Origin of the sequence: Aquiflexum sp. TKW24L (assembly GCF_023502205.1) — a bacterium.
In the GTDB taxonomy this organism is placed as follows: Bacteria; Bacteroidota; Bacteroidia; order Cytophagales; family Cyclobacteriaceae; genus Cognataquiflexum.
Map to the genome: position 1 here is coordinate 319,541 of NZ_JAMFLG010000001.1, position 22,519 is coordinate 342,059.

Below are 22,519 nucleotides of genomic sequence, written 5' to 3' on the forward strand. Positions count from 1 at the left end.
TCCTTTTTAAAAACCGAAATATAGAGTAAATATGAAATCTGCTTTTCAAAATTCTAACCATCTAACCCCAAAAAAATGAAACGTAAACTGATTTCCATTTTGACTGTCTTAGCTATTTTAACGACCGTGACGGCATGTTATGAATTAGAGGAACTTACTAATATGAATGCCAGGAAGAAGGATTCAAAAGTCCTTGTGAAGGAGATTTACACCGGATCTCCCATAAAAAGTGCCAATGGTGTGAACTTCGGACCGGATGGCAATCTTTATATTGCCAGTTTTGGTGGTCAGGAAATAATCGTGATGAACAAGCAAAACGGCAAAATCATCAAGAAGATTGGAACAGACAAGGGGGTAATCTCCCCTGATGATTTGGCATTTGGACCGGATGGCTCGCTCTATTGGACCGACATCAATATTGGTGAGGTGGGCCGAATTGCTCCTGACGGAACTTTGACCAAACAGCCTGTAGCACCGGGAGTCAATCCTATCACTTTCTCAGATGATGGGCGTTTGTTTGTAGGACTCTGCTTTCTGGGTGATGGGTTGTACGAGTTGGATCCAAACCTCATCGCTCCACCTAGACCGATCATAGTTTCCTCCCCCCTAAATCCATTTCCCCTTGGATTTTTAAATGGATTTGACTTCGGTCCTGATGGGAAATTGTACGGGCCATTATTTGCAGGAGGTGCAGTGATCAGGGTAAATGTCGGAGAACCTGGAACCCCACCTTCAACAAATCCCTTTGCTGATGGTACCGCAGAATTCGTGGCCGGAGGTTTCACTGTACCCGCAGCAGCAAAGTTTGATTCCAAAGGTGTCCTGCATGTATTGGACCAAACAGGTGAAGTGTTTAAAGTAAACACATCAACCGGAGCAAAAACACTTTTAGCAAAAATTCAACCCGGTCTTGACAACTTGGCCTTTGACTCCAATGGCTCCCTCTTTATCTCCAATGCAGATTTTGGCTCAGTAGTGCAAATACTACCTAGCGGTCAGCCACGTACCATCAGCCGTGGAGGGATGATCGCACCTATGGGCATGGCGGTATTACCTGGGGCAAATAAAAAGGACGCTTTATTTGTAGCCAATATATTCCGATTGCACCAAATAAATGGCCTCACCGGCAGAGAGGAAAATGTTTATAAGGGTGACTTACTCGGTGGTGCAGGAAATCTAACAACTCCTTTCACGCTATCTGCGGATGGTAACAACCTGATCGTGTCTTCCTATTTCGGTCGAGTAGTTCAGGTCTGGAATCCACAAACTAATAAGGTACTTGAAACCTACGAAATGGAGATTCCAATTGATGCTATACGATTCAAGGGTGATATTGCTGTATCCACTCTACTAGAAGGCGTGGTCAGGGCGAGTGATAAGTCACCGATATTTCCGGCAGGCACTCCCATTTTTGCACCAAGTGGTTTGGCAACTGATGGTGAAACTTTATGGGTAGCAGACTGGGCTACCGGATCCATTTGGCAGTTAGGATCTAACAACATTGCTGTAGAACTTGCGACCGGATTAAAGAATCCGGAAGGATTGGCATTGGACAAAGAAGGTGGCCTGCTGGTTGTAGAAACCGGCGCTTCACAGTTATCACGCATAGACTTGGCCACAGGAGCTGTGAGCAAAATCGCAGATGGCCTCAGCCTGAGTAAACCTGCTTTTGGTCAAGATTTTGCCTTACCTCCTACCAACTTTTTTGATGGTGTAGCAGTCGGCCAATCCGGCGATATCTATGTTTCGGGTGGCGGCAGGAACGTGGTTTACCGCATCTCTAAAAATTAAGGTTCTTTTCGACAACAGAAAAACTATAAATAAACGATTTTCATTTTTTTAACCATTTCAAGCGACCAACTCCCCCTTTTCTATTCGAAAAGGGGGAATTTTTTTGTCAAGTTTTCTTGCTTCTCCAGTAGCTCCAAGTTGTCCTGCTTCTCCAGAAGCAGGATCCTGAGATTTTTCCAAAAGCTGCTTCTGGAGAAGCACCTTAACGGTATGGTTATTTAGGCTGTCGTGCTTCTCCTGAACCTCCAAGCTGTCCTGCTTCTCCAGAAGCAGGAACATAAGATTTTTCCAAAAGCTACTTCCGGAGAAGCAGCATAACGATCTGGTTACTTAGGCTGTCGTGCTTCTCCTGAACCTCCAAGCTGTCCTGCTTCTCCAGAAGCAGGAACATAAGATTTTTCCAAAAGCTACTTCCGGAGAAGCAGCATAACTATTCAGTTTTAATCCTTCAACCGATTGTATTTTTTGAGCACCTCCACCAGCAATCCGTGGGGCAATGCATAAGACTTGTTTCCATTAATTCCTTCCATGGTTTCAGCCGCGATCATGGCATTGATGATAGCTTCTTCTACTGATTGCACTATCGCTTCCAATAAAGGATCGATCAGGTCATTGGGCAGCATGTCCACTTCCGAGAAATCATAGCGCTGAAAAGCATCCGGATTGGCAGTAGAAAAAGCGATAAAAATATCCCCCGAACCATTGGTCCCGATTCCTCCCGTTAATCCAATTCCTATCGGAACCCGATTTGCAATCCGCTTCAACAGATGGGGAAGCAAAGGTGCGTCTGGACAAGATAAAATTTAGTTATTCTCACAAAATAAAATGGATATTATTTATTGTTTTTCCTTAATAAAATTTCAAGTATTTATTTTCAATGAATTAAATATTACGTTTATTCTACAGTAAAAGAATAAACGAAAGAAAAATTTAAAAAATAAAATTCATTTTTTTGTTTTTAAAATACTTATTATTAGGTTTAAATTTATTTAGTGAAAAACAATTGGTTTCACCCACAATTGACTTCATCCAATTATCATTGAAAACAATCTGAAAATTCTTTAATTATGTATAGAACAGGGATACAAAAAGACACCGAGCTTAATTTTATAGAGCTACTAAAAGAGGAAGCCACGTTTGAGGAATCCATTGATTTTAAAAGTTATCCTAAACCAAATATCAGAGGCAAATTTATTTTTATCGGGGATACAAAATTCACAATTAAGGGTGTCTCTTATGGCGCATTTAAAGCAGATGAAAATGGCAAAGAGTACCAAGACCGTGAGAAAATTGACATGGACTTTGAACTTATGAGCCAAAATGGAATCAACACTGTCAGAATTCCACATACGACTCCACCCAGACACTTATTGGATATAGCTTATAAATATGGATTAAAAGTTATGATCGGCTTATCTGCTGAACAATATGTTGGCTATCTGATTGACAGAAAAAAGGCACCTGATATTGATCAGATTATCCGAGAAAAAGTACATACCTGCCTCCATCATCCTGCCCTTCTTTGTATTTCTATAGGAAATGAAATCCCCGCTTCAATGGTAAGATGGCTAGGCAACAAAAAAGTCGAAAAATACTTGAAAAGAATATACCGGTTGGTCAAGCAAGAAGACAAGGATGCAATTGTTACTTATGTCAATTATCCCACTACGGAATATCTTCACCTGCCCTTTTTAGATGCGCTTTGCTTTAATGTCTATCTTGAATCAAAGTTCACATTTGAGTCCTATTTGTATCGGCTGCAAAACCTCGCTGGAAATAGGCCACTTATAATGGGAGAAATAGGGCTTGATGCCATGCGTAATGGGGAGGAAAAACAAGCCAAAACCCTTGAATGGCAAATCAAGTCGGTATTTCACACAGGATGTTGCGGTTTATTTATTTTTTCCTGGACCGATGAATGGTTTAGAGGAGAAGAGGAAGTTATGGATTGGGAATTTGGTCTTACCACCAAGAGCAGGGATGCAAAACCTGCCTTATACGCTGTCAGCAGTGCATTTGAAAATAGTCCTTTCGGAAGATATGATACTTGGCCAAGGTTTTCTGTTATTGTATGCGTTTATAACGGTTCAGACACTATTTATGAATGCCTGGACGGGTTATTGAAACTTCAATATTCCAATTTTGAAGTTATTGTCATCAACGACGGTTCCACTGATAATACGATGGAAATCGCTTCCACTTTTCCGTTTAAAATAATTGACTCTCCCAATATGGGTTTGAGTCATGCCAGAAATCTGGGTTTGCAGCATGCTGATGGAGAATATGTTGTATACCTTGATTCGGATGCCTACCCGGATCGGGATTGGTTATCTTATATGGCATTGGAATTTGAATCCACTGGATTTGCTGCGATGGGAGGTCCGAATATCATCCCCCAAAATGTGGGTTTGGTTGCTCAATCGGTCAATCACGCTCCTGGTTCACCCAATCATATATTGGTTACTGATCGAGTAGCGGAACATATTCCGGGATGCAACATGGCTATTAATAGAGAAAAATTATTGGAAATCGGTGGATTTGACCCCCGTTTCCGGGTTGCAGGGGATGATGTGGACGTATGTTGGAGGTTACAAGAAATGGGGTATGAAATTGGGCTCGCACCTTCAGCATTGGTTTGGCATCACAGAAGGAAGACTGTTGGTGGGTACTGGAAACAGCAATTGGGTTATGGAAAAGCAGAGGCATTGCTTGAACAGAAGTGGCCAAAAAAATACAATGAATTTGGACACCGCCCATGGGAAGGAAAAATTTATGGAGATGGTTCTACATATTTAGCTGCACTTTCCAAAACAAGGATATATGGAGGGGTCTGGGGCAGTGCTCCTTTTCAATCCATTTACGATTTTGGAAGAAAGAACTTCCAGTCTGTAACTCTCATGCCTGAATGGTATATTTTATGCTGCATGGTTTTGATTTTATCATTTTTTGGATTTATATGGAAGCCTCTTTTTTTATTCTTTCCCCTCTCTTTGGCTTTAACCTTTATTCCCTTGAGTTTGGTCGTACCTAAAATTTTTGAATTAAACCCTCCATTTCTTAAGAATGAGGGATATTTTCAGAAAAAAAAGTTTCAGTTTTTGACCATTTACTTATTTATGATTCAACCCTTGGCAAGACTTACAGGGAGAATCAAATATAACCTGACTCCATGGAGACGATTCAATAAATCCTTTTTTTCATGGAAGATATTTGGAAAATTGGCCATTTGGACTGAAAATTGGATCCAACCCGATATCCGTTTGGAAAATCTTGAAACAGATCTTAGTAAGATTAATGCAACTGTCATCAGGGGCGGGGATTTTGACAATTGGGATCTTGCTCTTAAGGGCGGTGGCTTTGGGGGTGTCCGTCTTCTAATGGCATCTGAGGACCATGCCAAAGGAAGTCAATATATACGCTATAGAATAACACCACAGGTAACAACTTTAGCAAAATTGTGTCTGGTATTCATTTTAAGTTTTACGTTTGCTTCTCTTATTGATTTTAGTCTTTTCGCGTTTGCTGGCTTTTCTTTTCTGTCACTTATTATAATGGGACGTATTTTTTGGGATTGTTCAATAGCAGCAGGATGTTCTGTTCATGCCATAAATAAGCAGGTTAGCTCAAATGGAGAATAAATCGAAATTACATATCCTTATTAGGGTATATGGATATTCCAAAAAGTTCATCCCTCATATGTTGGGCATACTGCTCCTGACATTGTTATCCACTCCATTGGTTTTGTTAAATCCAGTTCCATTAACCATTATAATTGATAGTGTTTTTGGTGATAAACCTTTACCCTCCATTCTTACAGGGTTGTTCCCGGATTCAATGGAATACAATTTTGAGACCATGCTATTGATTGCTGTTTCTTTATTGATTGCCATAGCCTTTGTGAAAAGCATTCAAGGCTTACTTTTATGGGTACTTCATTCCTATGCAGGAGAAAAACTTGTACTATCCTTCAGGAATATACTTTTTGGACATATACAGAGGATGTCTTTAACCTATCATGACCAGGTTGGGATTTCTGATTCCATCTACCGGATACAATATGATGCCGCCTCTATCAAAGACCTTGTTTTAAATGCCTTGTCACCATTACTAACCGCCTTATTTACAGTTTTCGGAATGTTGTATATCATGGTTGCTCTACAATGGCAATTAGCTGTGATTGCCATAGCCGTCATCCCATTCCTCTATTTTTTTACCAATTATTCAAGTAATAAACTGAAAGAAAATTGGATCAATGTAAAAGAATCAGAAAGTGCTGCCATGTCTGTGATCCATGAAACCCTGTCCTCTTTAAGAGTGGTAAAGGCCTTTGTCCGGGAATCCCATCACCAAAAGCACTTTTTGAAAAAATCTGAAAAGGCAATTACCGGACATTTGAGACTGGCTTTTATTGGAGGAGGTTATGATTTATCCGTTGGCCTTTTGATTGCAGTAGGAACTGCAGTATTTCTATACCAAGGAGCTACGTTTGTCCGGGCAGGAGAACTTTCTGTGGGAGAATTGGTGCTTTTGATGTCCTATTTGGCCCAACTCTTTGGGCCAATGTCCTCTATCAGCAAACAAATAAATTTTCTTCAATCATCATTTGCAAGTCTGGAAAGGGTTGTTGCTTTATTGGATGAAAATGAAGATGTCAAAGAAGATCCCAATCCAATCCGAATTAAAAGATGCAAAGGTGCGGTGGAATTCAATGAGGTGGAATTTTATTACAAAGAAAATCAACCCGTATTGAACAATATTTCATTTAAAGTCAATCCTGGACAGAAGGTGGGAATTGTGGGAACCACAGGCTCTGGTAAATCAACTATTTTGAGTTTACTTACCAGGTTTTATGAACCGACATCCGGTGAAATTTTGGTTGATGATATTAATATCAATAAATATAAACTCACTGATTACAGAAATCAATTTGGTATTGTCCTACAAGAGCCTGTTTTATTTTCCACCACCATTGCCGAAAATATTGCCTATGGCAAACCCGATGCTGAAATGGATGAAATAATAGAAGCAGCTAAAGTTGCCAATGCCCATGATTTTATTTCAGCTTTCCCTAGCGGATATAACACCCAGGTAGGTGAAAGGGGATTTCAAATGTCCGGTGGGGAGAGGCAACGTATCTCAATAGCCCGGGCTTTTTTAAAAAATGCCCCTATCCTTATTCTCGACGAACCAACAAGCTCCGTAGATTCCAATACAGAAGGGAAAATCATGGAGGCTATGGACAGGTTGATGGAAGGACGAACAAATTTCCTTGTAACACACCGACTGAACACCCTTAATAAATGTGATATTCTGATTCATTTGGAAATGGGTAAAATAGTAGACATTGTTTCCAATCATAACGAGGACGAAATGAAACTAAAGATCAAGTCCCTTAGGATGGCCAAACAAGATGGATAAGTTGAAAGTAATTGTCACCGGATTAATCGGGCAGCATTATGGAATGGGTGGTGTCACTTGGGATTACCTCCAATACCTGATTGGCTTGAAAATTCTGGGACATGAGGTTTATTATATTGAAGATTCGGGAGAATGGCCTTATAATTTTACCGGTGGTCCTACTGGCGATCAATGGGAAGCTAAGGATTGTGACCAAAATATTCGCCATATACATCAGGTATTGCAACGTTATGGTTTGGAAAATAACTGGGCATACAGATATCCTGTGAGCAATACATGGTTTGGTATGTCCGAAACCAAAAGAAAAAATGTAATTAAAGAAGCGGATATTCTACTTAATGTATCAGGTACACTTATGACTCCTGAATATTACCGGGAGGTAAAAAAATTGGTCTATATAGATAGTGATCCTGGATTTACTGAATTAAAAATGAGGGAATCCAGGTTTCGGGAAAGGGTAATTGGCCATGATTGTTTTTTCAGTTTTGGTGAATTGCTTTCTTCAAAAAAAACGGATTCAGGAATAAAGTGGCTACCCACAAGAAGTCCAATTGTACTTTCAGAATGGGGCTCTGCCCCTGCCAAAAGTGATCACTACACCACGATAATGAATTGGACCAGCTATAAACCCTTAGAAAAGGAGGGAAGAGTATATGGACAAAAGGATGTTGAATTCATAAAATTCCTTGAACTACCACAAAGAAAAAAAGAATGCAGTTTTGAGGTAGCTATGGCTCCTTTACAACATGATAATTGGAAAACAAAATCACCTTCGGGAAAGGATCTTGGCAATTTTAAATCTCCCCAGGAACTATTGACCCGATTTGGATGGAAGCTAACTGATGCCCATCAGAAATGTAATACTATGGATAACTATAGGGAGTACATATCAAACTCTAGAGCGGAATGGAGTGTGGCCAAAGGTGGATATGTGGTGGATAAAAGCGGATGGTTCAGTTGCAGAACTGCTTGCTATCTGGCAGCAGGAAAACCCGCCATTGTGCAAAATACCGGCTTTGACCAAATCTTTCCCACAGGTTTCGGCCTATTTGCCTTTGAATCCATGGAGGAAATAGAAAATGCAGTGGAGCTAGTGGAGGGGAATTATACATATCATTGTGAAAAAGCCAAAGAGCTTGCAAAAGCTTATTTGGATTCAGATAAAGTGTTGTCAGTGTTAATAGATTCTGTAAGTTCATAGCAATCCAAAAAACAGAAGAAGCCTTAACAGATAAAAAAAGCCGAGGGATCATTCGTGGGAATTCAGAACATAAATTAAAGGATAGGTAACCAGATTAAAAAAATAATAAAATTATCCATGGGACCGGTTAACAGTAGTAATAGGGGTAAGATGAGAATTTTGGTAATGGGGTATTTGGTACGTGGTCCTATTGCCGGCATGACTTGGCACCATGTTCAATATTTGCTTTCCCTCAAAGCTTTGGGTCATGAGATAGCCTATTGTGAAGACAGTGACGACACCCCATATGCCTGCTATAATCCTGAAACACACATAACAGATCATAACCCAACCTATGGACTGAAATATGTTCAACTACTTTTTGACAAGCTCGGACTGGAAATTAAATGGGCTTATTATGATGCTAATTTTGGAAAGTGGTATGGGAAAAGCGCACAGGAGTTTTCCAAATGCAATTCAGATTTCGATATACTGATCAATATATCAGGAATCAACCCCATAAGGGATTGGATGGGGGACATTCCCATAAGGATATTTATTGATACGGATCCGGTATTCACACAGGTGAGAAATATTCAAGAACCCGCAAGAAAAAAGTTAGTGGATAGTCATAGCCACCTGTTTAGCTTCGGGGAGAACATCCATCATCCTTACAGTAAAATACCAGATGACGGATTTAGATGGCAAGTCACAAGGCAACCTATTTATCTTGATTTTTGGAAACACCATCACCCATTACTTGATAGCCGATTTACAAGTATAATGCAATGGAAAAGTTATGCTCCAGTGAAATTTCAGGAGATAACCTATGGTTTAAAAGCAGAGTCATTTTCAATCGTAGAAAACATCCCATTAAAATCGCAAAGTAAAATTGAAATAGCTCTTGGAGGGGATGGCGTTCCCCGAAAAGAACTTTTGGAAAAAAACTGGATATTGGTAGACCCCATGGAAGTATCAATAGACCCTTGGGTGTATCAAAAGTACATCCAGCAATCCAAAGGAGAATTTACTGTGGCCAAATCCGGATATGTCATCAGCAATTCAGGTTGGTTCAGTGAAAGAAGTGCATGTTACCTTGCAAGTGGAAGGCCTGTGATCACACAGGAGACTGGTTTCTCACAATGGATGGAGACCGGAGAAGGAGTTTTGAGTTTTGAAACGGAAGACCAAGCTCTATCAGCCTTGGATGAGATCAACTCCAATTATGAAAAACATTGTCTTAAAGCACTAGAAATTGCACGGGAATATTTTGATGGAGAAAAGATACTTCAAAAATTAATTGACGCATGCCTATGATTTACGCAATAACCTCATAAGGTATATTCTAACCTTATAAAAAGCACCATAATTGTTTGAAAAAATGGAAAAACATCGACCTAAGCCATTTGAAAATAGCAATGCAAACCTTAATATAACTATGTCCTCTGGTATTGAAAATCACTTTAATTCAGAACATTTTCCGGAATTTTCCATGCTAAACTCAGAAAAACGGTTGATTTCACCCAAAACCGAAAAGGTGATAAAGATTGCTTTTTTTGATTTCCCTGATGTTTTTGAGGATTTTTACCCACATTATGGTGTCAGTCAGGAAAATTTCTCCTCATGGCATAATACCGGTAATCATGGTTGGTTAGAAATCGTCCAAAAAAATCTGGGGGATGTTACTTGGTATGTTCCTTCCATTAAACCTCTAATACAGGAAGCCGTTCATGAAAAAATTCGCTGCACCATTAAATTTGTTTCTTCCTGTACTTTGCACCGTATTCTTTGGAAATCATTTTATCTTCCCTCCTTTGCTTGGAGGTGGCAAAGATTTTACAGGAGCTATGCTCTTTTTGCTTCATATTTAGCGCCTTTGTCCTTTTCATTATTGAAAACCATATACAAAGACAAACCTGATGTCCTTTTTGTACAAGATTATTGCAGTGGAAAATTTGATGTATTGGTATTATTTGCAAAAATTCTCAATGTACCCCTACTTACACTTCACTCTGGCAGTACCTACAAAGAATATCTTGGAAAAGCAGCAAAAAATATAAGCCTACCAAAGGCAGACTGGATTTTTTCTTCAGGAAATAAGGAAACCCGATTTTTAGAAAACCGTTTTAACATTCCCTCAGAAAAAATAAACATTATCCGCCCTCCAATTGACACGAATACTTATCAAATAATGGATAAGGGAAATGCCTGTCAGAATACCAACCTGGATCCAAATAGAAGGTATTTGTTGTTTATGGGCAGGTTTGATGATTCGGTAAAACGGATAAGTGCCATCATTAAAGCATTTCAAAATCATGCTCAAACTTTCCCTGATGTGGATTTGCTTATCATTGGCGGGGGTAAGGATGAAAAAGATCTGAAAGGTCTTGCTAAGGAACTTGTTTCTGGAAGGGTGATTTTCCCTGGTTGGATTGGAGAAGCTCTAGAAAAATCCTGGTATTACAATGTATCTGAATGTTTGATAATGGCTTCTTGGCGGGAAGGCTTTCCTGTGGTAGTTTGTGAGGCTTTGTCATGTGGTATTCCAGTGATCTCTTCAAATGTGGGAGGCATAAGTGACTTGGTGAATTCAGATATATCCGGTTGGTTGTTTGAACCAGGTGATGATAAGTCTCTATCTGAACATATAAATTATGTGATGTCCAATCCCGGCAAAATAAAAGAGATGAAATCCCCTATCAGAAAGCTGGCGGAAGACACTGTTTCCTTTGATGCAGTGGAGCAATCCCTTCGCATAGGTTTTGAATCCGTGCTTAAGAATCAGATAAGTTGATTATGGATACTTTCTTGATCATTAGCGATAGCAAATTAGTTAAAAAGGAAAAAAATATCTGGGGGGATGGATCATGGCTTCCTTCCAAGGATAGAGAAGCCCTGGAATGGTATATGATTGCCAAAATGATGGGATGGAAAGCTGAAATCATTTCAACCAAAGAAGAAAAATGGGAACCGGTTCCTGAAATCAGTTACAAATGGATCGTTTTAGCCTGTGATCCAGAAACAGTACATCCATTTTTGATCAAAACGATTCTGGATCTGATTGAAGAATTACCCTCTTTGTTGATCTTAAGAAAGGGTTTAAATAATGCATCATGGCACAGCATATTGGGATTAACATTTTCAGAAGAATTGGCATCGGGAAAAGAACTTTATGTTTCTATTGAAGATCTTGAAATCATTTCTCTAATTAAACCTATTAGTGGATACAGAGTAGAAGCAGAAGAAAACCAATCACCTTTAATTCTCATCAATCAAAATCCTATAAGTATCCAAATTAAATATGGAAAAAGTCATCTTGTAGGATTGGGTTTCAACCCAATAGAAAAAATAGATGAACACCCGGAATTCTTTCCTTTAATCAAACAAATTCTGACAATATCACATCCAACAGCTGTTGCATGGATAGACTGGACAGGTACCATGGCGCTACGCATGGACGATCCGGGTAGTTCTGAAATTATCCACCATGAAATATATCAAAATACACCAAAACTAACTGAAAATCAGTGGCTTGAGATAGGTTCTATTATAGAGAATTTTAATGCGAAACTGAGCATAGCTTACGTAAACGGTTGGGTAGATGATGGAAATCGGGAAAAAGGGGAATTACATATCAAAGGCCAATTAGTTGATCGACTGGCAGGCGAGGTTTATCCATCACAGGAAGTTCTTTATTTGTCCAAAAAAAATGTCAGTTATGACTATGTCTCAGAGTATCATTGCATTCAGAAATTAATTCTTCAGCAAAAGGCACAAGTGGAAACCCATGGATTCACCCATCTTTATCCTGATCTTAACTCTTGGTCAATATCTCCCAATAAATCCAATGATATCAATTGGTTTAGGGAATTTGGAGCTGATGCAATGAAGTTTATCAAAGACAGTTCACCTGAAAATCATCCCTTGCAAAATGCCTCAAAAGCCTTGAAATCTTATTGGAATGACCAACCTGTGGTGATGGTATTTCCAGGTGAAACATTCACCCTACAAACTCAAAAGGATGCATTGGAAATGCGCTGGAAAATGATCAGCAGTTATTACCAAGCCTTTAAAATTGAAGAAAGGTTTTGCTGGACACAATTGGTGGAAGCCCCCTATTTGGATCAACATGATATAAGTTGGGGAATCAAAGAATGTCCAGTTGTCGGTTATTTCCATGACTTTGATCTTTCAAAACATGGTGTCGGGTGGTTTTCCGATTGTCTAGAAAACTGGAAAGAATGCGGATTTAAATATTTTATTGACCTGCGTACCCTGTTGATTGGATATAATTTCAACCTCACTTTGGAGGACAAACCAAACATTGGGATTTTACATTTAAACAATAAATTATATACACCAGATGGTTACCCTTTTCGGATTAAAATCAAGCTAATTGAAAAGGGAAAAATATTAAAAATTGCTTCTCCCAATAAAGAAGGTGACATTCAACAATATAATAATCTGGTGATTATTTAAATACTGATAGTAGGAATTAACGAAACAGCGCTATGGCAAAAATCATTGTAAACGGATCAATTGTAAAGTTTCCGACAGGTGGCCTTGTCCAATTCATGATGGCCTATATTATAGGGTTAAAAAAGCTGGGAAATGAGGTTTATTTTATAGAAAAAAGCGAATGGGAATATGCATGTTTTGATATGAGCCAATTGATTATGACCGATGACTGTACCTACGGTCTTAATTTTTTAAATAATCTTATGAGAAAATATGGGATGGAAAATAATTGGTGTTTTTTCGATTATAAAAGGAATTATTATGGAATGGACCAAAATCAACTCAATAAGCTTTTTAAAGAATGTGATGTTTATTTGGATCTTGAATGGGGAGAATGGGATCAAGGTTCGGAAAATGTCCCCATTAGGGTATTTATCGATGGCGAACCGGGTTGGTTTCAATTTAAACTACGCAATATGGTATCCGAGGGACAAAGCCTGCCAAAATATGACCACTATTTTACAGATGGATTCAATATTGGAGAAGAAGGTAATATTATTCCGACTGTTGGGATTGAATGGAAAAAAGCATGGACACCCATAATAATTGAAAACCCAAAATTATCATACCAACCCCCTGTCAAAAATGCGCCATTTAGTACTGTTATGAATTGGAAATCACATAAGGAGGTAACATTCAATGGGAGAGTTTACGGGCAAAAAAATATTGAATTTGAAAAATTTATGTCCCTGCCAAAATTTGTCAAACAAGCAATGGAGGTGGCAGTTTCAGGTGAAGGAGTGCCCCACCAAAAGTTAAAAGATAATTTATGGTCAGTAAAGAGTGCCTTTGATGTGGTTCCTACGGTGGATGCATACCATGATTATATCGGCAGATCCAAGGGTGAATTTTGCATTGTAAAAAATGTTTTTGTGGACTCTCAATGTGGCTGGTTTGGGGAAAGGGCAGGTTATTATATGCTTCAGGGAAGACCTGTCATCAGCCAGGATACAGGGTTCTCCAAACACCTTCCTTGTGGCCTTGGCGTATTAGCTATTAATACCTTGGATGAAGCCATTGAAGCCATAGACAGAATCAACAGTGAATATACAAAACATGCTCAATCTGCCATAGAAATGGTTTTTGAGTACTTTGATTCAGATAAAGTGCTCAAAAAAATAATAGAAAAAATAGGGATTTGAAACTCGAAAACCCAATTCGATGAAAAATATTATAATCAGTGGTTCCATTATCAAATATCCCTGGGGTGGCCTTATACAACTTTGGACAGCATGGTTTCATGGATTAAAATCCTTGGGATATAAAGTTTATTACGTGGAAGATGTTTCCTGGGAATATGCATGTTATAACGTTGAAACCAAGTTGATGATCAATGATCCAAGTTATGGCATAATGAGGGTGATCGAAGAACTGAAAAGATATGATATGCAGAATAGCTGGTGTTTTATTGATCATGAAGAAACTCATTTTGGCATGTCTAAGCAAGAGCTGATAAAAGTGTTTAAAGAGGCCGACGTTTTCATTGACACACAATTTGACACTTTACCTCAGTATTCAATGAATGGACCTTTAAGAGTTTTGTTGGATGGAGAACCCGGATGGAACCAGATTGGCATTCAGAATATGATTGATTCGGGTGAAGCCGTTCCAGCTTATGATGCCTATTTTTCTCTAGGTTTAAATATTGGAACCCCAAAGGCAAAGGCTCCGGATCTGGGAATAACCTGGGAGAAGATGATGGTTCCGGTTTTGATTGAGCCTACTCCCTATATACCTGTTTCAAAAGATGCTTCTTTTACCACGGTTATGGCTTGGCAAGCAAATCCAGTAAAAACATACGAAGGTAAAACCTTTGGGATGAAAGATGTGGAATTCCAAAAATTTTTGGAATTGCCCAAATTGGTCAACCAGAAGATGGAAATTGCTGTATCCGGCCCAAATGTACCTTGGGATCTTCTTAAAGAAAACAGATGGAATGTTGTGAATGCCGACGATATTTCTGTAACCCTTACAAGCTATAAAAAATATATTAATGGCTCCAAAGGTGAATTCTCCGTAGCAAAGAATGCCCATGTGGCTACTAAAAATGGCATGTTTTTAGAAAGGTCTGGTTATTATTTGCTTTCGGGTAGACCTGTAGTTCTACAAGATACCGGATGGTCAGAATATTTACCAACCGGAAGAGGCTTGTTTGCGGTCAACTTTTTAGATGAAGCGGTTGACGCTATTGACCAAATTAATGGAGATTATCAGAGACACGCTAAATGGGCAAATGAATTTGCGATGGAATTTTTGGATTCCGTAAAAACCATCAGTGGTTTTATGGAAACTTTAAAGACAAAATATGGAAGGAAATAAATATACTTATAACTCTTGCTGTTCATTCCAAAGTTGATCAATCAATCTATTTTCAGGCAATTCTATATCAGTGTATAGTATGGGTTGATCTTTATGAATGAATTTTTTCACTTTACAACCGTCGGAAAGTCCCATTGGCAATAAGTTTTCCTTGGAAACAATATCATGATTTTCACAAAGTCCGTAAGCTTTGAATCCCCCAATGCCATCCAATTTATCCCCGGGATAAAGGTCTGTTTTGGCAACTGCAATGACATCAACTACAGAACCTTTGAGAGGAACTATTACAGGATCGTCAAAATCGATGAGGCGAGCAATTGAACTTGCAATGTCAAAGAATAATAAGTGAAAAGGAACATAAAAACTGTACAAGGGACCTTCTCCTAATTTTCCGTATTTTAAATATTTAATAGAGTAAGGGTCTTTTGCCGTTGCATATATAAAAACACCCGGAGAGGGTTTTGATCCTATTACAAAATCCACGATTCCCCCTAATTTTCTTAGTTCTTCCAAATCAAATAAATGTGTCATATCATCCACATGGCCGGTAAATTCATATCCCAACATGCCTCTTTTGGCAACTTTCATTCCCGTCGCATTGGCAATACAAGATTGCTCGAAGGCAACCTTAGTCCCATCTGCAAAATTTGTGGCCATCTCCGGTTGCATTCCCCAAGAATCTGCAAATCCTTTTTGGGTTGCAGGAGTTCGATAGTGATCCAGCATCCCTTTAATATTACCACAGACTAGTGGTTCGAATCCCATACCTTTAACATACCTATATAGGTTCATAGTAACCCCAGGTTGATCTCCATCGCCCAAAGAATATTTCACCCCTGCCTCTTTTGATTTTTGATATAGAATGGGGCCTAGAGTGGAATCCAATTCCGCATTGAATGAAAGAACATGTTTTCCTTTTTCAAAAGCTTTTAAAATTGTTTCTGCGCCAAAGGCAACAGCTCCTGTTGTCTCAACAACAATTTCAACGCGGTTCAAGGAAAGAAACAAATCAATATTAGAGGTTAAAAGAATTCTCCCTTCATTTATAATTTTTTCAGCCTCACCTATTTTATTGCTGATTTCAAAGTCAGATAATCCCAATTCTTGAAGCACCTTCTCTGCTCTTTTCGGATTTCTGTTAAAAATGGCTAAGACTGTCATCCCAGGTGTGTAGTGCATGATCTGATTGATCATTCCTTTTGCCATTTCCCCTGCCCCTATCATTCCAACCTTTATCGGATTACCTGTTTGTTCTCTACGTTTTAAAGATTTATCTACTAAAATCATAATGTAGTTTATTTAAAAGGTGATTTAAAAGAAGATAATGATTGCATTTCTTGATCTTTTTGAGAAAGTATAGGAGGTAAATCAGGCCATTTTATGCCACAGGAATTCCATTTTATGCCCCTATCACAATTTGGATCATATACAGTTGTAGACTTATTCAAAAAGAGGCTATTGTCTTCCAAAGCCATAAACCCATGAGCAAAACCCTCTGGAATATAAAGAATTCGTGGTTCCTCGAACTTAAGAATTATGGAAAAGTGCATTCCAAAAGTAGGAGATGAGCTACGCAAATCAACAACCACATCAAAAATACTTCCGGAAAGGCAAATGATGCACTTGGCATGTTCAGAGGGTGGTACCTGAAAGTGTAAACCTCTTACCACCCCTTTGGAGGAAAGTGAATAGTATTCCTCTGTAAAATTTCCTTTCAGTCCCAAATCTTGAAAAGTGGGTTGGTGGAAGATTTTTGTCAAACTGCCCCGTTGGTCAATGAATGTCTTTGGTCTGATGATACAACATCCCTCCAAATTAGTTTCAATTTTTTCCATTACAAGGCGTATCTGAAGTCAAAAATATTCTTAGAGGCAAAGATGTCTTTACGATCTTTGAATTCTTTCCAGCCAGTGAGTAAAACCAAATGATCCGATTTTGAAGTGATTTCCTCTAAACTATTTAGGTAGGTTATATCAATATCTGGATAATGGTTTTTAAATTCTTCATTCGCTATTGGATCATAGGCAAAAATATTCTTATAACCCTTTTGGATTAAGAGTTCAATAACTTCTTTCGGAGGTGTGATTCTTACATCATCTGAATCAGGCTTGAAAGATAGTCCCAATATACCAATAGATGATTCCAATGCTGCCTTTTCCGCTATTTGTTGCACTAGAAACGGTTTTATGTCATGGTTAATTTTCAGGTTTGCTTTAAGAATCGGAGGAATGAAGCCATTTTTCTCAGAAATACTTATCAAGGCGGCTGTATCTTTTGGTAAACAATATCCACCATAGCCACATCCCGGAAACACATAACTTTTCATTCCTGCAGGTTGTCCAAACCACCGCTTATCTTCATGAAGAATGTGAAAAGCTTTTTGAGTTTCAATGTTTCCGATTGCACCTGCCACCATAGACATCTCATTGGCGTAGCTGATCATGGTGGATAGAAGGGTATTGGAGAGGTACTTGATGAATTCAGCAGTGTTGTAATTCACGTAGTGTATGGGAGCCCCGAAGGGTTGGTAGATTTTATCCAGAATTTCCTTTGATTTTTCGTCTTCCACACCAATGACTACCCTGTCAGGCTGGATGAAATCTTCCCAGCAATATCCTTCTCTTAAAAATTCTGGATTGGAGGCAAAGCCAATATTCCTTCCAGGGTTTTTCTGAAGTTTTTCTTTTACAAAAGGGATAACCTCATTGGATACTGTCGAAGGAGGAACAGTTGATTTAGTAATTAATACCTGGAATTTGTCAGTATTTATCTTTAAAATTTGCTCTATGCCATCTAATAGATACCTCAAATCCGCACTGCCATCTTCCTTTTCAGGAGTACCTACGCATAAAAATACTGCATCACTTTTTTGAATTGCTTCTGAAAAATTAACGTCCAAGAAAAATGATTTACCCAAAGTTTCCCCAAGGACCTCTTTCAGATGTGGTTCGTGAAAAGGAATGATATGGTTTTTCAATTTATTGAGTCTATCTTCATTAATATCGAATCCAAAGGTATTAAACCCTTTTTTTGCGAATCCAAGGCCTGTGGTCAAACCCACAAAACCTAATCCTAGGATACTAATGTTCATAATTTTCCGTTGTTTATTTTTAAAAATTTCAAAAATCTTCCGACTCCATCCTGTACAAGGATTTCAGGATCATAATTTAATAGTTTTCTTGCCTTTGAAATATCCGGGCATCTTCTGTTAGGATTATCTGTTAAATATTCACTATCATCTGAAGTCTGAAATATTGTTTTCCCATTAAATCCATAGATATCATTAGCTTGAGTTATAAACAGTTCGGCAAACTCTTTTACAGAAATTTCAGGTTTATCAATTCCAATGTTGAATGCTTCTAATTTCCCATAACAAAGTACCTTTAAATAACCTGTTATGGCGTCTGAAATGTAACAAAATGTTCTGGTTGGCTTTCCATCTGAAAACATGATCAAATCTCTTCCTTCGTGAACACATTTTGCAAAGTCAGCGGGAAGTCTTTTATCATTAATATTCATTCCAGGGCCATAATTGTTGAATGGTCTTGCTATGGATATTGGCATATTGTATTTTTCATGGAAAATATAACATAATGTTTCTCCAAAGCGCTTAGCCTCATCATAGCAGGCTCTTGGACCCATAGTTGCAACATTGCCCCTATATGTCTCAGGGGTGGGAATGAATTGGGCAAATGGATCGCCATAAATTTCACTGCTTGAAAAAAACAAGAATCCTTTGATGTCTTTTGAGTTATAAAAATCCAATAATCTTCTAAGCCCTGTTATGTTCGCATCAATTGTTTCCAGAGGATAAATCCTATAGAAAGTCGGAGATGCAATTGAGGCACCATGGATGATAAGGTTTGCCTTATCTAAATCTGGAATCTTAGAAGGATCATCATGGATAATATCAAAGGTATGTAATGCCACTTTCGGATTGTTTTCTGACAATTCTTCAAGCCAATCTTTGGTTCCTGTAAGAAAATTATCAAGACCTATAATTTTTTCTATACCTAGTTCATCCGCATAGGCACTTAAAAAGTGCATGAAATAATATCCTAGGAATCCGCCACAACCTGTAAGTAATATAGTGGAACCTGAAAACTTATATTTTTCGTCCTTGGAAAGTTTATTGAAGATGTATTCTAAATCTTCTTTTAAAATTTGATTTGATTTCATTTTCTTATTTGATAAAGGAAATAGTTATGATTACTTCACTCAATAATCCTACACTTACCACTTCTTCCAGGGAGCTCTACCTTCATTCCACATTTCTTCCAATACATTCTTATCTCTCAAAGTATCCATGGGTTGCCAAAAACCTTCATGTTTAAATGCTACAAGACCACCGTTTTTAGCAATGTTTTCTAAAGGATCCCTTTCCCATATGCAATCATCTCCTGTCAAGTAATCCAAAGCTTTTGGTTCAACAATAAAAAAACCTCCATTGATCCATGCATTGTCCATACCATCACCTTTTGGCTTTTCTCTGAAATTGGTAATTTTTGATTCATCTTGAGCAAGAGTAAAGGCTCCAAACCGTCCCGGTTGCTGCACAGCTGTCAACGTGGCCATCGCATTTGATTTTTTATGAAATTCAATAGAAGCTGTGATGTCAATATCACTGACCCCATCTCCATAAGTTAAACAGAACGTTTCATCTTTTAAATGTTCCGCTACCCGTTTGATTCTGCCTCCTGTCATCACGTTTTCTCCTGTATCAATCAAAGTAACCCTCCAAGGCTCTGTGTTCTTTCTATGAACTTCCATTGTATTATTTTTAAGATCAAAAGTCACATCTGAAGTATAAAGAAAGTAATTCGAAAAATATTCTTTAATCATGTGTCCTTTATATCCACAACATATTACAAATTCATTGATCCCATGGAATGAATAAATCTTCATTATGTGCCATAAAATGGGTTTTCCTCCAATTTCTACCATTGGCTTAGGTCTAACACCACTTTCTTCACTAATACGGGTTCCAAATCCCCCTGCTAAAATGACTGCTTTCATTTTAATCTTTTATAATGTATAAATTATTTATAATGTATCTACGCAATGATACCATTAGAATGGTATTCAATTTAATTCTTGTCCGGTGACTGAAATGTCCAATACTTATGTTACCTGCCTACTGAAGGCAGGCGTACCATCTGTAGTAGAATATTGGGTTACTGGAAAAGAAGCAGACAACCACTTTTTTTAATTAATCAAAGATTTAATTCATCTATAAAATTTTCTTTTCCCATATAATATTGTGACGATTGGGCTACTGTTCTAATATAAATGATTTACTTGAATTTTTTCTTCTATTATCAATTGTATTTCCCTTCTATTCAAATAAATATTTCTCATTGGAAACATTTTCAAATTCTTTCCCTTTTGGGCTAATCCCCCCCCTTTTCTTTTCTGCAATAATCACTACCTTTAACCAAACCCAAAATAAATGTCCAAAGCCAATATCTTGCTTCTCGCTTTTTCACTCCTAGTATCACTATCCTGTAAGCCTGAAGAGCAATGGGAAGTACTTTTCAATGATAAAGACCTTACCGGTTGGGACACCTATATAGGACCCGAATGGGTGTTAAAGTCCGACTCTACCGTGAGGAAATCTGATAGTCCAATTGGACTAAACATCGATCCGCAAAGTGTATTCAGTGTGATGGAAGTGGATGGAAAGCCCGCAATTCGCATATCAGGGGAGCAATGGGGCGGCTTATCGACTACGCAGGATTTCAGTAATTACCACCTCAGCCTTCAATTCAAATGGGGCGAAGCGAAACACAAACCCCGCGACAAAAACAAGAGAGACAGCGGTATACTGTACCATGCCGGGGGCTCACATGGGGCAGACGGTGGTTTTTGGATGCGTTCACAGGAGTTACAGGTGCAGGAAGGTGATTGTGGCGATTATTGGGGTGTGGCCGGCGGAATCATGGACATCCCGGCAAAGAAGATGGATGACCTCTATGTCTATGATCCTGAAGCAGAACTATTGGTATTCAGTGATTCGAGCGCTGTCGGAAGGCGCTGTGTAAAATACCCCGATGCCGAAAATCCCACCGGTGAATGGAATACCCTTGAACTTTATTGCTTTGGAGACACAGCCGTGCACATGGTAAACAACAAGGTTGTGATGGTACTCTACAACTCACGGTATAGGTCTGAAACAGGTGAATTACCGCTAAAAAGCGGTAAAATTCAAATCCAGTCCGAAGGAGCCGAGATTTTCTACAAAGACATCAAAGTCAAAAAGATATCTAGTTTGCCAATTGATCTTTAAATCGTTAGGCTTCAATACTTAAAACCCGACTTTAACTCTTGTACTTTCTCCATTGCAGGATTTATCAAAAAGATCTTGTGGGTTTCATGCAGAATAGCAGGATCAAATGGTTCTGTGGTTTTATGATATTCAGCTTCAAAATCTTTTCCCCAATATCCAAATGCATCCTCAAGGATTTTCACATAACTGCGTTCAATGATATTTTGGGTGTAATCATTATTCGGCTCCAACTCAAAATCAGGAAGCGCCTTATAAGCGAATACCGGACCTCCTTCGATGGCATATCCTTGGATTAAGTCAGTGACCTCAAATCGTGTATACCCCAACTCCCACGCATCATAATTGGGTAAATCAGCCTCGGGCACGATATACAATACGCCATTGATGACCGTATTCGGATCTTCGCGGATATTGAGGTAATGCAGGTATTTGGGATAGACCGTATCTCCTTCTATCAAAATATAATCCTTGGTGAAAGTACTGTCCACATTGTACAGCGGAAGGTCTGTTGGCCATGCAAAAGTCCATGACCGCTTATAACCCTTGAGGTGTGCGGGCAAAAACGGCCCATCATAGGCCTTATCCGAAAGTCCTGTTTCAATCAAATTTTTGGACATCAACGAACCATAGCCAAACATACCCACATGGCCTTCTGGGATTTTGAAGATTGGTGTTTTCTCTTGGCAACTTCCAAGAAGGAAAGATAGGATAGCGTAAAGCATCAAATTAAATATATGTTTCATCTGTTTATAATTTGATTTTCAATGGTCAAATGGAATCTCCGATGGTTCCCCCGGGATAGCTCGGGTATTCCATTTTGTGCTGTTCTTGGTTGAACTCGATTTCATAACCTGATCATCTAAATCAAATTATTGGGATGTGCTTTCCGCCGGGAAAAATATCATGACGTCTTTTTGCTTTCTGATCATGTAATTTTTATTTGAGCACGGAATTTTGTGAGATTTTTAATTAAATTAGAGACTTATGAGCATCTAAACAATCCGCTG

General features: G+C 38.5%; 18 protein-coding genes. 10 read left to right on the forward strand and 8 right to left on the reverse strand.

The genetic code is table 11. The features are described from left to right. The first annotated feature begins 75 nt into the window (after positions 1 to 75). On the forward strand, positions 76 to 1,791 hold the full coding sequence (locus tag M3O96_RS01220; RefSeq protein WP_249717962.1) for a Vgb family protein: 1,716 nt from the start codon (positions 76 to 78) through the stop codon (positions 1,789 to 1,791). Positions 1,792 to 1,848: 57 nt separating this feature from the next. Here M3O96_RS01220 and M3O96_RS01225 read toward each other — a convergent pair whose 3' ends face one another. Beyond that, a complete protein-coding gene (locus tag M3O96_RS01225; RefSeq protein ID WP_249717964.1) occupies positions 1,849 to 2,070 on the reverse strand; it encodes a hypothetical protein in 222 nt (73 codons plus the stop codon). A gap of 161 nt (positions 2,071 to 2,231) precedes the next feature. Then, complete coding sequence (locus M3O96_RS01230; RefSeq protein ID WP_283773932.1) at positions 2,232 to 2,570, reverse strand: P1 family peptidase; 339 nt, start codon at positions 2,568 to 2,570, stop codon at positions 2,232 to 2,234. 288 nt (positions 2,571 to 2,858) lie between these two features. Here M3O96_RS01230 and M3O96_RS01235 point away from each other — a divergent pair, with 288 nt between their 5' ends. From M3O96_RS01235 to M3O96_RS01270, 8 genes are all read left to right on the forward strand, one after another. Then, the gene (locus M3O96_RS01235) at positions 2,859 to 5,429 is read left to right on the forward strand and encodes a glycosyltransferase (protein WP_249717969.1); all 2,571 of its coding nucleotides are present in this window, start codon (positions 2,859 to 2,861) and stop codon (positions 5,427 to 5,429) included. Between the two features lie 58 nt (positions 5,430 to 5,487). Next, positions 5,488 to 7,209: an ABC transporter ATP-binding protein gene (locus M3O96_RS01240; protein ID WP_249717970.1), complete on the forward strand. Its 1,722-nt coding sequence runs from the start codon at positions 5,488 to 5,490 to the stop codon at positions 7,207 to 7,209. Next, positions 7,202 to 8,410: a hypothetical protein gene (locus M3O96_RS01245; RefSeq protein ID WP_249717971.1), complete on the forward strand. Its 1,209-nt coding sequence runs from the start codon at positions 7,202 to 7,204 to the stop codon at positions 8,408 to 8,410. Before M3O96_RS01240 ends, M3O96_RS01245 begins: the two co-directional genes overlap by 8 nt. 150 nt (positions 8,411 to 8,560) lie before the next feature. Then, entirely contained in the window at positions 8,561 to 9,706 is a 1,146-nt protein-coding gene (locus tag M3O96_RS01250; protein ID WP_249717980.1) for a glycosyltransferase, read from the forward strand. 64 nt (positions 9,707 to 9,770) lie between these two features. After that, the gene (locus M3O96_RS01255) at positions 9,771 to 11,183 is read left to right on the forward strand and encodes a glycosyltransferase family 4 protein (protein ID WP_249717982.1); all 1,413 of its coding nucleotides are present in this window, start codon (positions 9,771 to 9,773) and stop codon (positions 11,181 to 11,183) included. 2 nt (positions 11,184 to 11,185) lie between these two features. After that, positions 11,186 to 12,868, forward strand: coding sequence for a hypothetical protein (locus M3O96_RS01260; protein ID WP_249717984.1), 1,683 nt, complete (start codon positions 11,186 to 11,188; stop codon positions 12,866 to 12,868). Positions 12,869 to 12,900: 32 nt separating this feature from the next. Then, positions 12,901 to 14,049 carry a hypothetical protein gene (locus M3O96_RS01265; protein ID WP_249717988.1) on the forward strand — a complete coding sequence of 383 codons (1,149 nt, stop codon included), beginning with the start codon at positions 12,901 to 12,903 and terminating at the stop codon, positions 14,047 to 14,049. Between the two features lie 19 nt (positions 14,050 to 14,068). Further along, positions 14,069 to 15,226: a hypothetical protein gene (locus M3O96_RS01270; RefSeq protein ID WP_249717990.1), complete on the forward strand. Its 1,158-nt coding sequence runs from the start codon at positions 14,069 to 14,071 to the stop codon at positions 15,224 to 15,226. Between the two features lie 6 nt (positions 15,227 to 15,232). On the opposite strand, the gene M3O96_RS01275 is transcribed toward M3O96_RS01270, so the two are convergent. Genes M3O96_RS01275 through rfbF form a run of 5 tightly spaced genes read right to left on the reverse strand, consistent with a single transcriptional unit; the run spans position 15,233 to position 20,242 of the window. Beyond that, complete coding sequence (locus M3O96_RS01275; RefSeq protein WP_249717991.1) at positions 15,233 to 16,513, reverse strand: NAD(P)H-dependent oxidoreductase; 1,281 nt, start codon at positions 16,511 to 16,513, stop codon at positions 15,233 to 15,235. Between the two features lie 8 nt (positions 16,514 to 16,521). Continuing rightward, positions 16,522 to 17,061, reverse strand: a complete 540-nt coding sequence (gene rfbC, locus M3O96_RS01280; RefSeq protein WP_249717993.1) for a dTDP-4-dehydrorhamnose 3,5-epimerase — start codon at positions 17,059 to 17,061, stop codon at positions 16,522 to 16,524. Beyond that, a complete protein-coding gene (locus tag M3O96_RS01285) occupies positions 17,061 to 18,317 on the reverse strand; it encodes a UDP-glucose dehydrogenase family protein (RefSeq protein ID WP_249717996.1) in 1,257 nt (418 codons plus the stop codon). Before M3O96_RS01285 ends, rfbC begins: the two co-directional genes overlap by 1 nt. Next, entirely contained in the window at positions 18,314 to 19,405 is a 1,092-nt protein-coding gene (locus M3O96_RS01290) for an NAD-dependent epimerase/dehydratase family protein (RefSeq protein WP_249717998.1), read from the reverse strand. The genes M3O96_RS01285 and M3O96_RS01290 overlap by 4 nt, the downstream gene beginning before the upstream one ends. 54 nt (positions 19,406 to 19,459) lie before the next feature. Then, positions 19,460 to 20,242: a glucose-1-phosphate cytidylyltransferase gene (gene rfbF / locus M3O96_RS01295; RefSeq protein ID WP_249718001.1), complete on the reverse strand. Its 783-nt coding sequence runs from the start codon at positions 20,240 to 20,242 to the stop codon at positions 19,460 to 19,462. A gap of 433 nt (positions 20,243 to 20,675) precedes the next feature. Here rfbF and M3O96_RS01300 point away from each other — a divergent pair, with 433 nt between their 5' ends. After that, entirely contained in the window at positions 20,676 to 21,512 is an 837-nt protein-coding gene (locus M3O96_RS01300) for a 3-keto-disaccharide hydrolase (RefSeq protein ID WP_249718003.1), read from the forward strand. 11 nt (positions 21,513 to 21,523) lie between these two features. Here the strand turns inward: M3O96_RS01300 and M3O96_RS01305 are convergent, their stop codons facing one another. Beyond that, positions 21,524 to 22,255: a gamma-glutamylcyclotransferase family protein gene (locus M3O96_RS01305; protein ID WP_249718006.1), complete on the reverse strand. Its 732-nt coding sequence runs from the start codon at positions 22,253 to 22,255 to the stop codon at positions 21,524 to 21,526. Positions 22,256 to 22,519 lie beyond the last annotated feature (264 nt).

What these genes read in the sequence shown, in the direction of transcription:
- M3O96_RS01220 (WP_249717962.1), top strand. Translation starts at nt 76, where the DNA reads ATGAAACGTAAACTGATTTCCATTTTGACTGTCTTAGCTATTTTAACG.
- M3O96_RS01225 (WP_249717964.1), bottom strand. Translation starts at nt 2,070, where the DNA reads ATGTTCCTGCTTCTGGAGAAGCAGGACAGCTTGGAGGTTCAGGAGAAG.
- M3O96_RS01235 (WP_249717969.1), top strand. Translation starts at nt 2,859, where the DNA reads ATGTATAGAACAGGGATACAAAAAGACACCGAGCTTAATTTTATAGAG.
- M3O96_RS01240 (WP_249717970.1), top strand. Translation starts at nt 5,488, where the DNA reads ATGTTGGGCATACTGCTCCTGACATTGTTATCCACTCCATTGGTTTTG.
- M3O96_RS01245 (WP_249717971.1), top strand. Translation starts at nt 7,202, where the DNA reads ATGGATAAGTTGAAAGTAATTGTCACCGGATTAATCGGGCAGCATTAT.
- M3O96_RS01250 (WP_249717980.1), top strand. Translation starts at nt 8,561, where the DNA reads ATGAGAATTTTGGTAATGGGGTATTTGGTACGTGGTCCTATTGCCGGC.
- M3O96_RS01255 (WP_249717982.1), top strand. Translation starts at nt 9,771, where the DNA reads ATGGAAAAACATCGACCTAAGCCATTTGAAAATAGCAATGCAAACCTT.
- M3O96_RS01260 (WP_249717984.1), top strand. Translation starts at nt 11,186, where the DNA reads ATGGATACTTTCTTGATCATTAGCGATAGCAAATTAGTTAAAAAGGAA.
- M3O96_RS01265 (WP_249717988.1), top strand. Translation starts at nt 12,901, where the DNA reads ATGGCAAAAATCATTGTAAACGGATCAATTGTAAAGTTTCCGACAGGT.
- M3O96_RS01270 (WP_249717990.1), top strand. Translation starts at nt 14,069, where the DNA reads ATGAAAAATATTATAATCAGTGGTTCCATTATCAAATATCCCTGGGGT.
- M3O96_RS01275 (WP_249717991.1), bottom strand. Translation starts at nt 16,513, where the DNA reads ATGATTTTAGTAGATAAATCTTTAAAACGTAGAGAACAAACAGGTAAT.
- rfbC (WP_249717993.1), bottom strand. Translation starts at nt 17,061, where the DNA reads ATGGAAAAAATTGAAACTAATTTGGAGGGATGTTGTATCATCAGACCA.
- M3O96_RS01285 (WP_249717996.1), bottom strand. Translation starts at nt 18,317, where the DNA reads ATGAACATTAGTATCCTAGGATTAGGTTTTGTGGGTTTGACCACAGGC.
- M3O96_RS01290 (WP_249717998.1), bottom strand. Translation starts at nt 19,405, where the DNA reads ATGAAATCAAATCAAATTTTAAAAGAAGATTTAGAATACATCTTCAAT.
- rfbF (WP_249718001.1), bottom strand. Translation starts at nt 20,242, where the DNA reads ATGAAAGCAGTCATTTTAGCAGGGGGATTTGGAACCCGTATTAGTGAA.
- M3O96_RS01300 (WP_249718003.1), top strand. Translation starts at nt 20,676, where the DNA reads ATGTCCAAAGCCAATATCTTGCTTCTCGCTTTTTCACTCCTAGTATCA.
- M3O96_RS01305 (WP_249718006.1), bottom strand. Translation starts at nt 22,255, where the DNA reads ATGAAACATATATTTAATTTGATGCTTTACGCTATCCTATCTTTCCTT.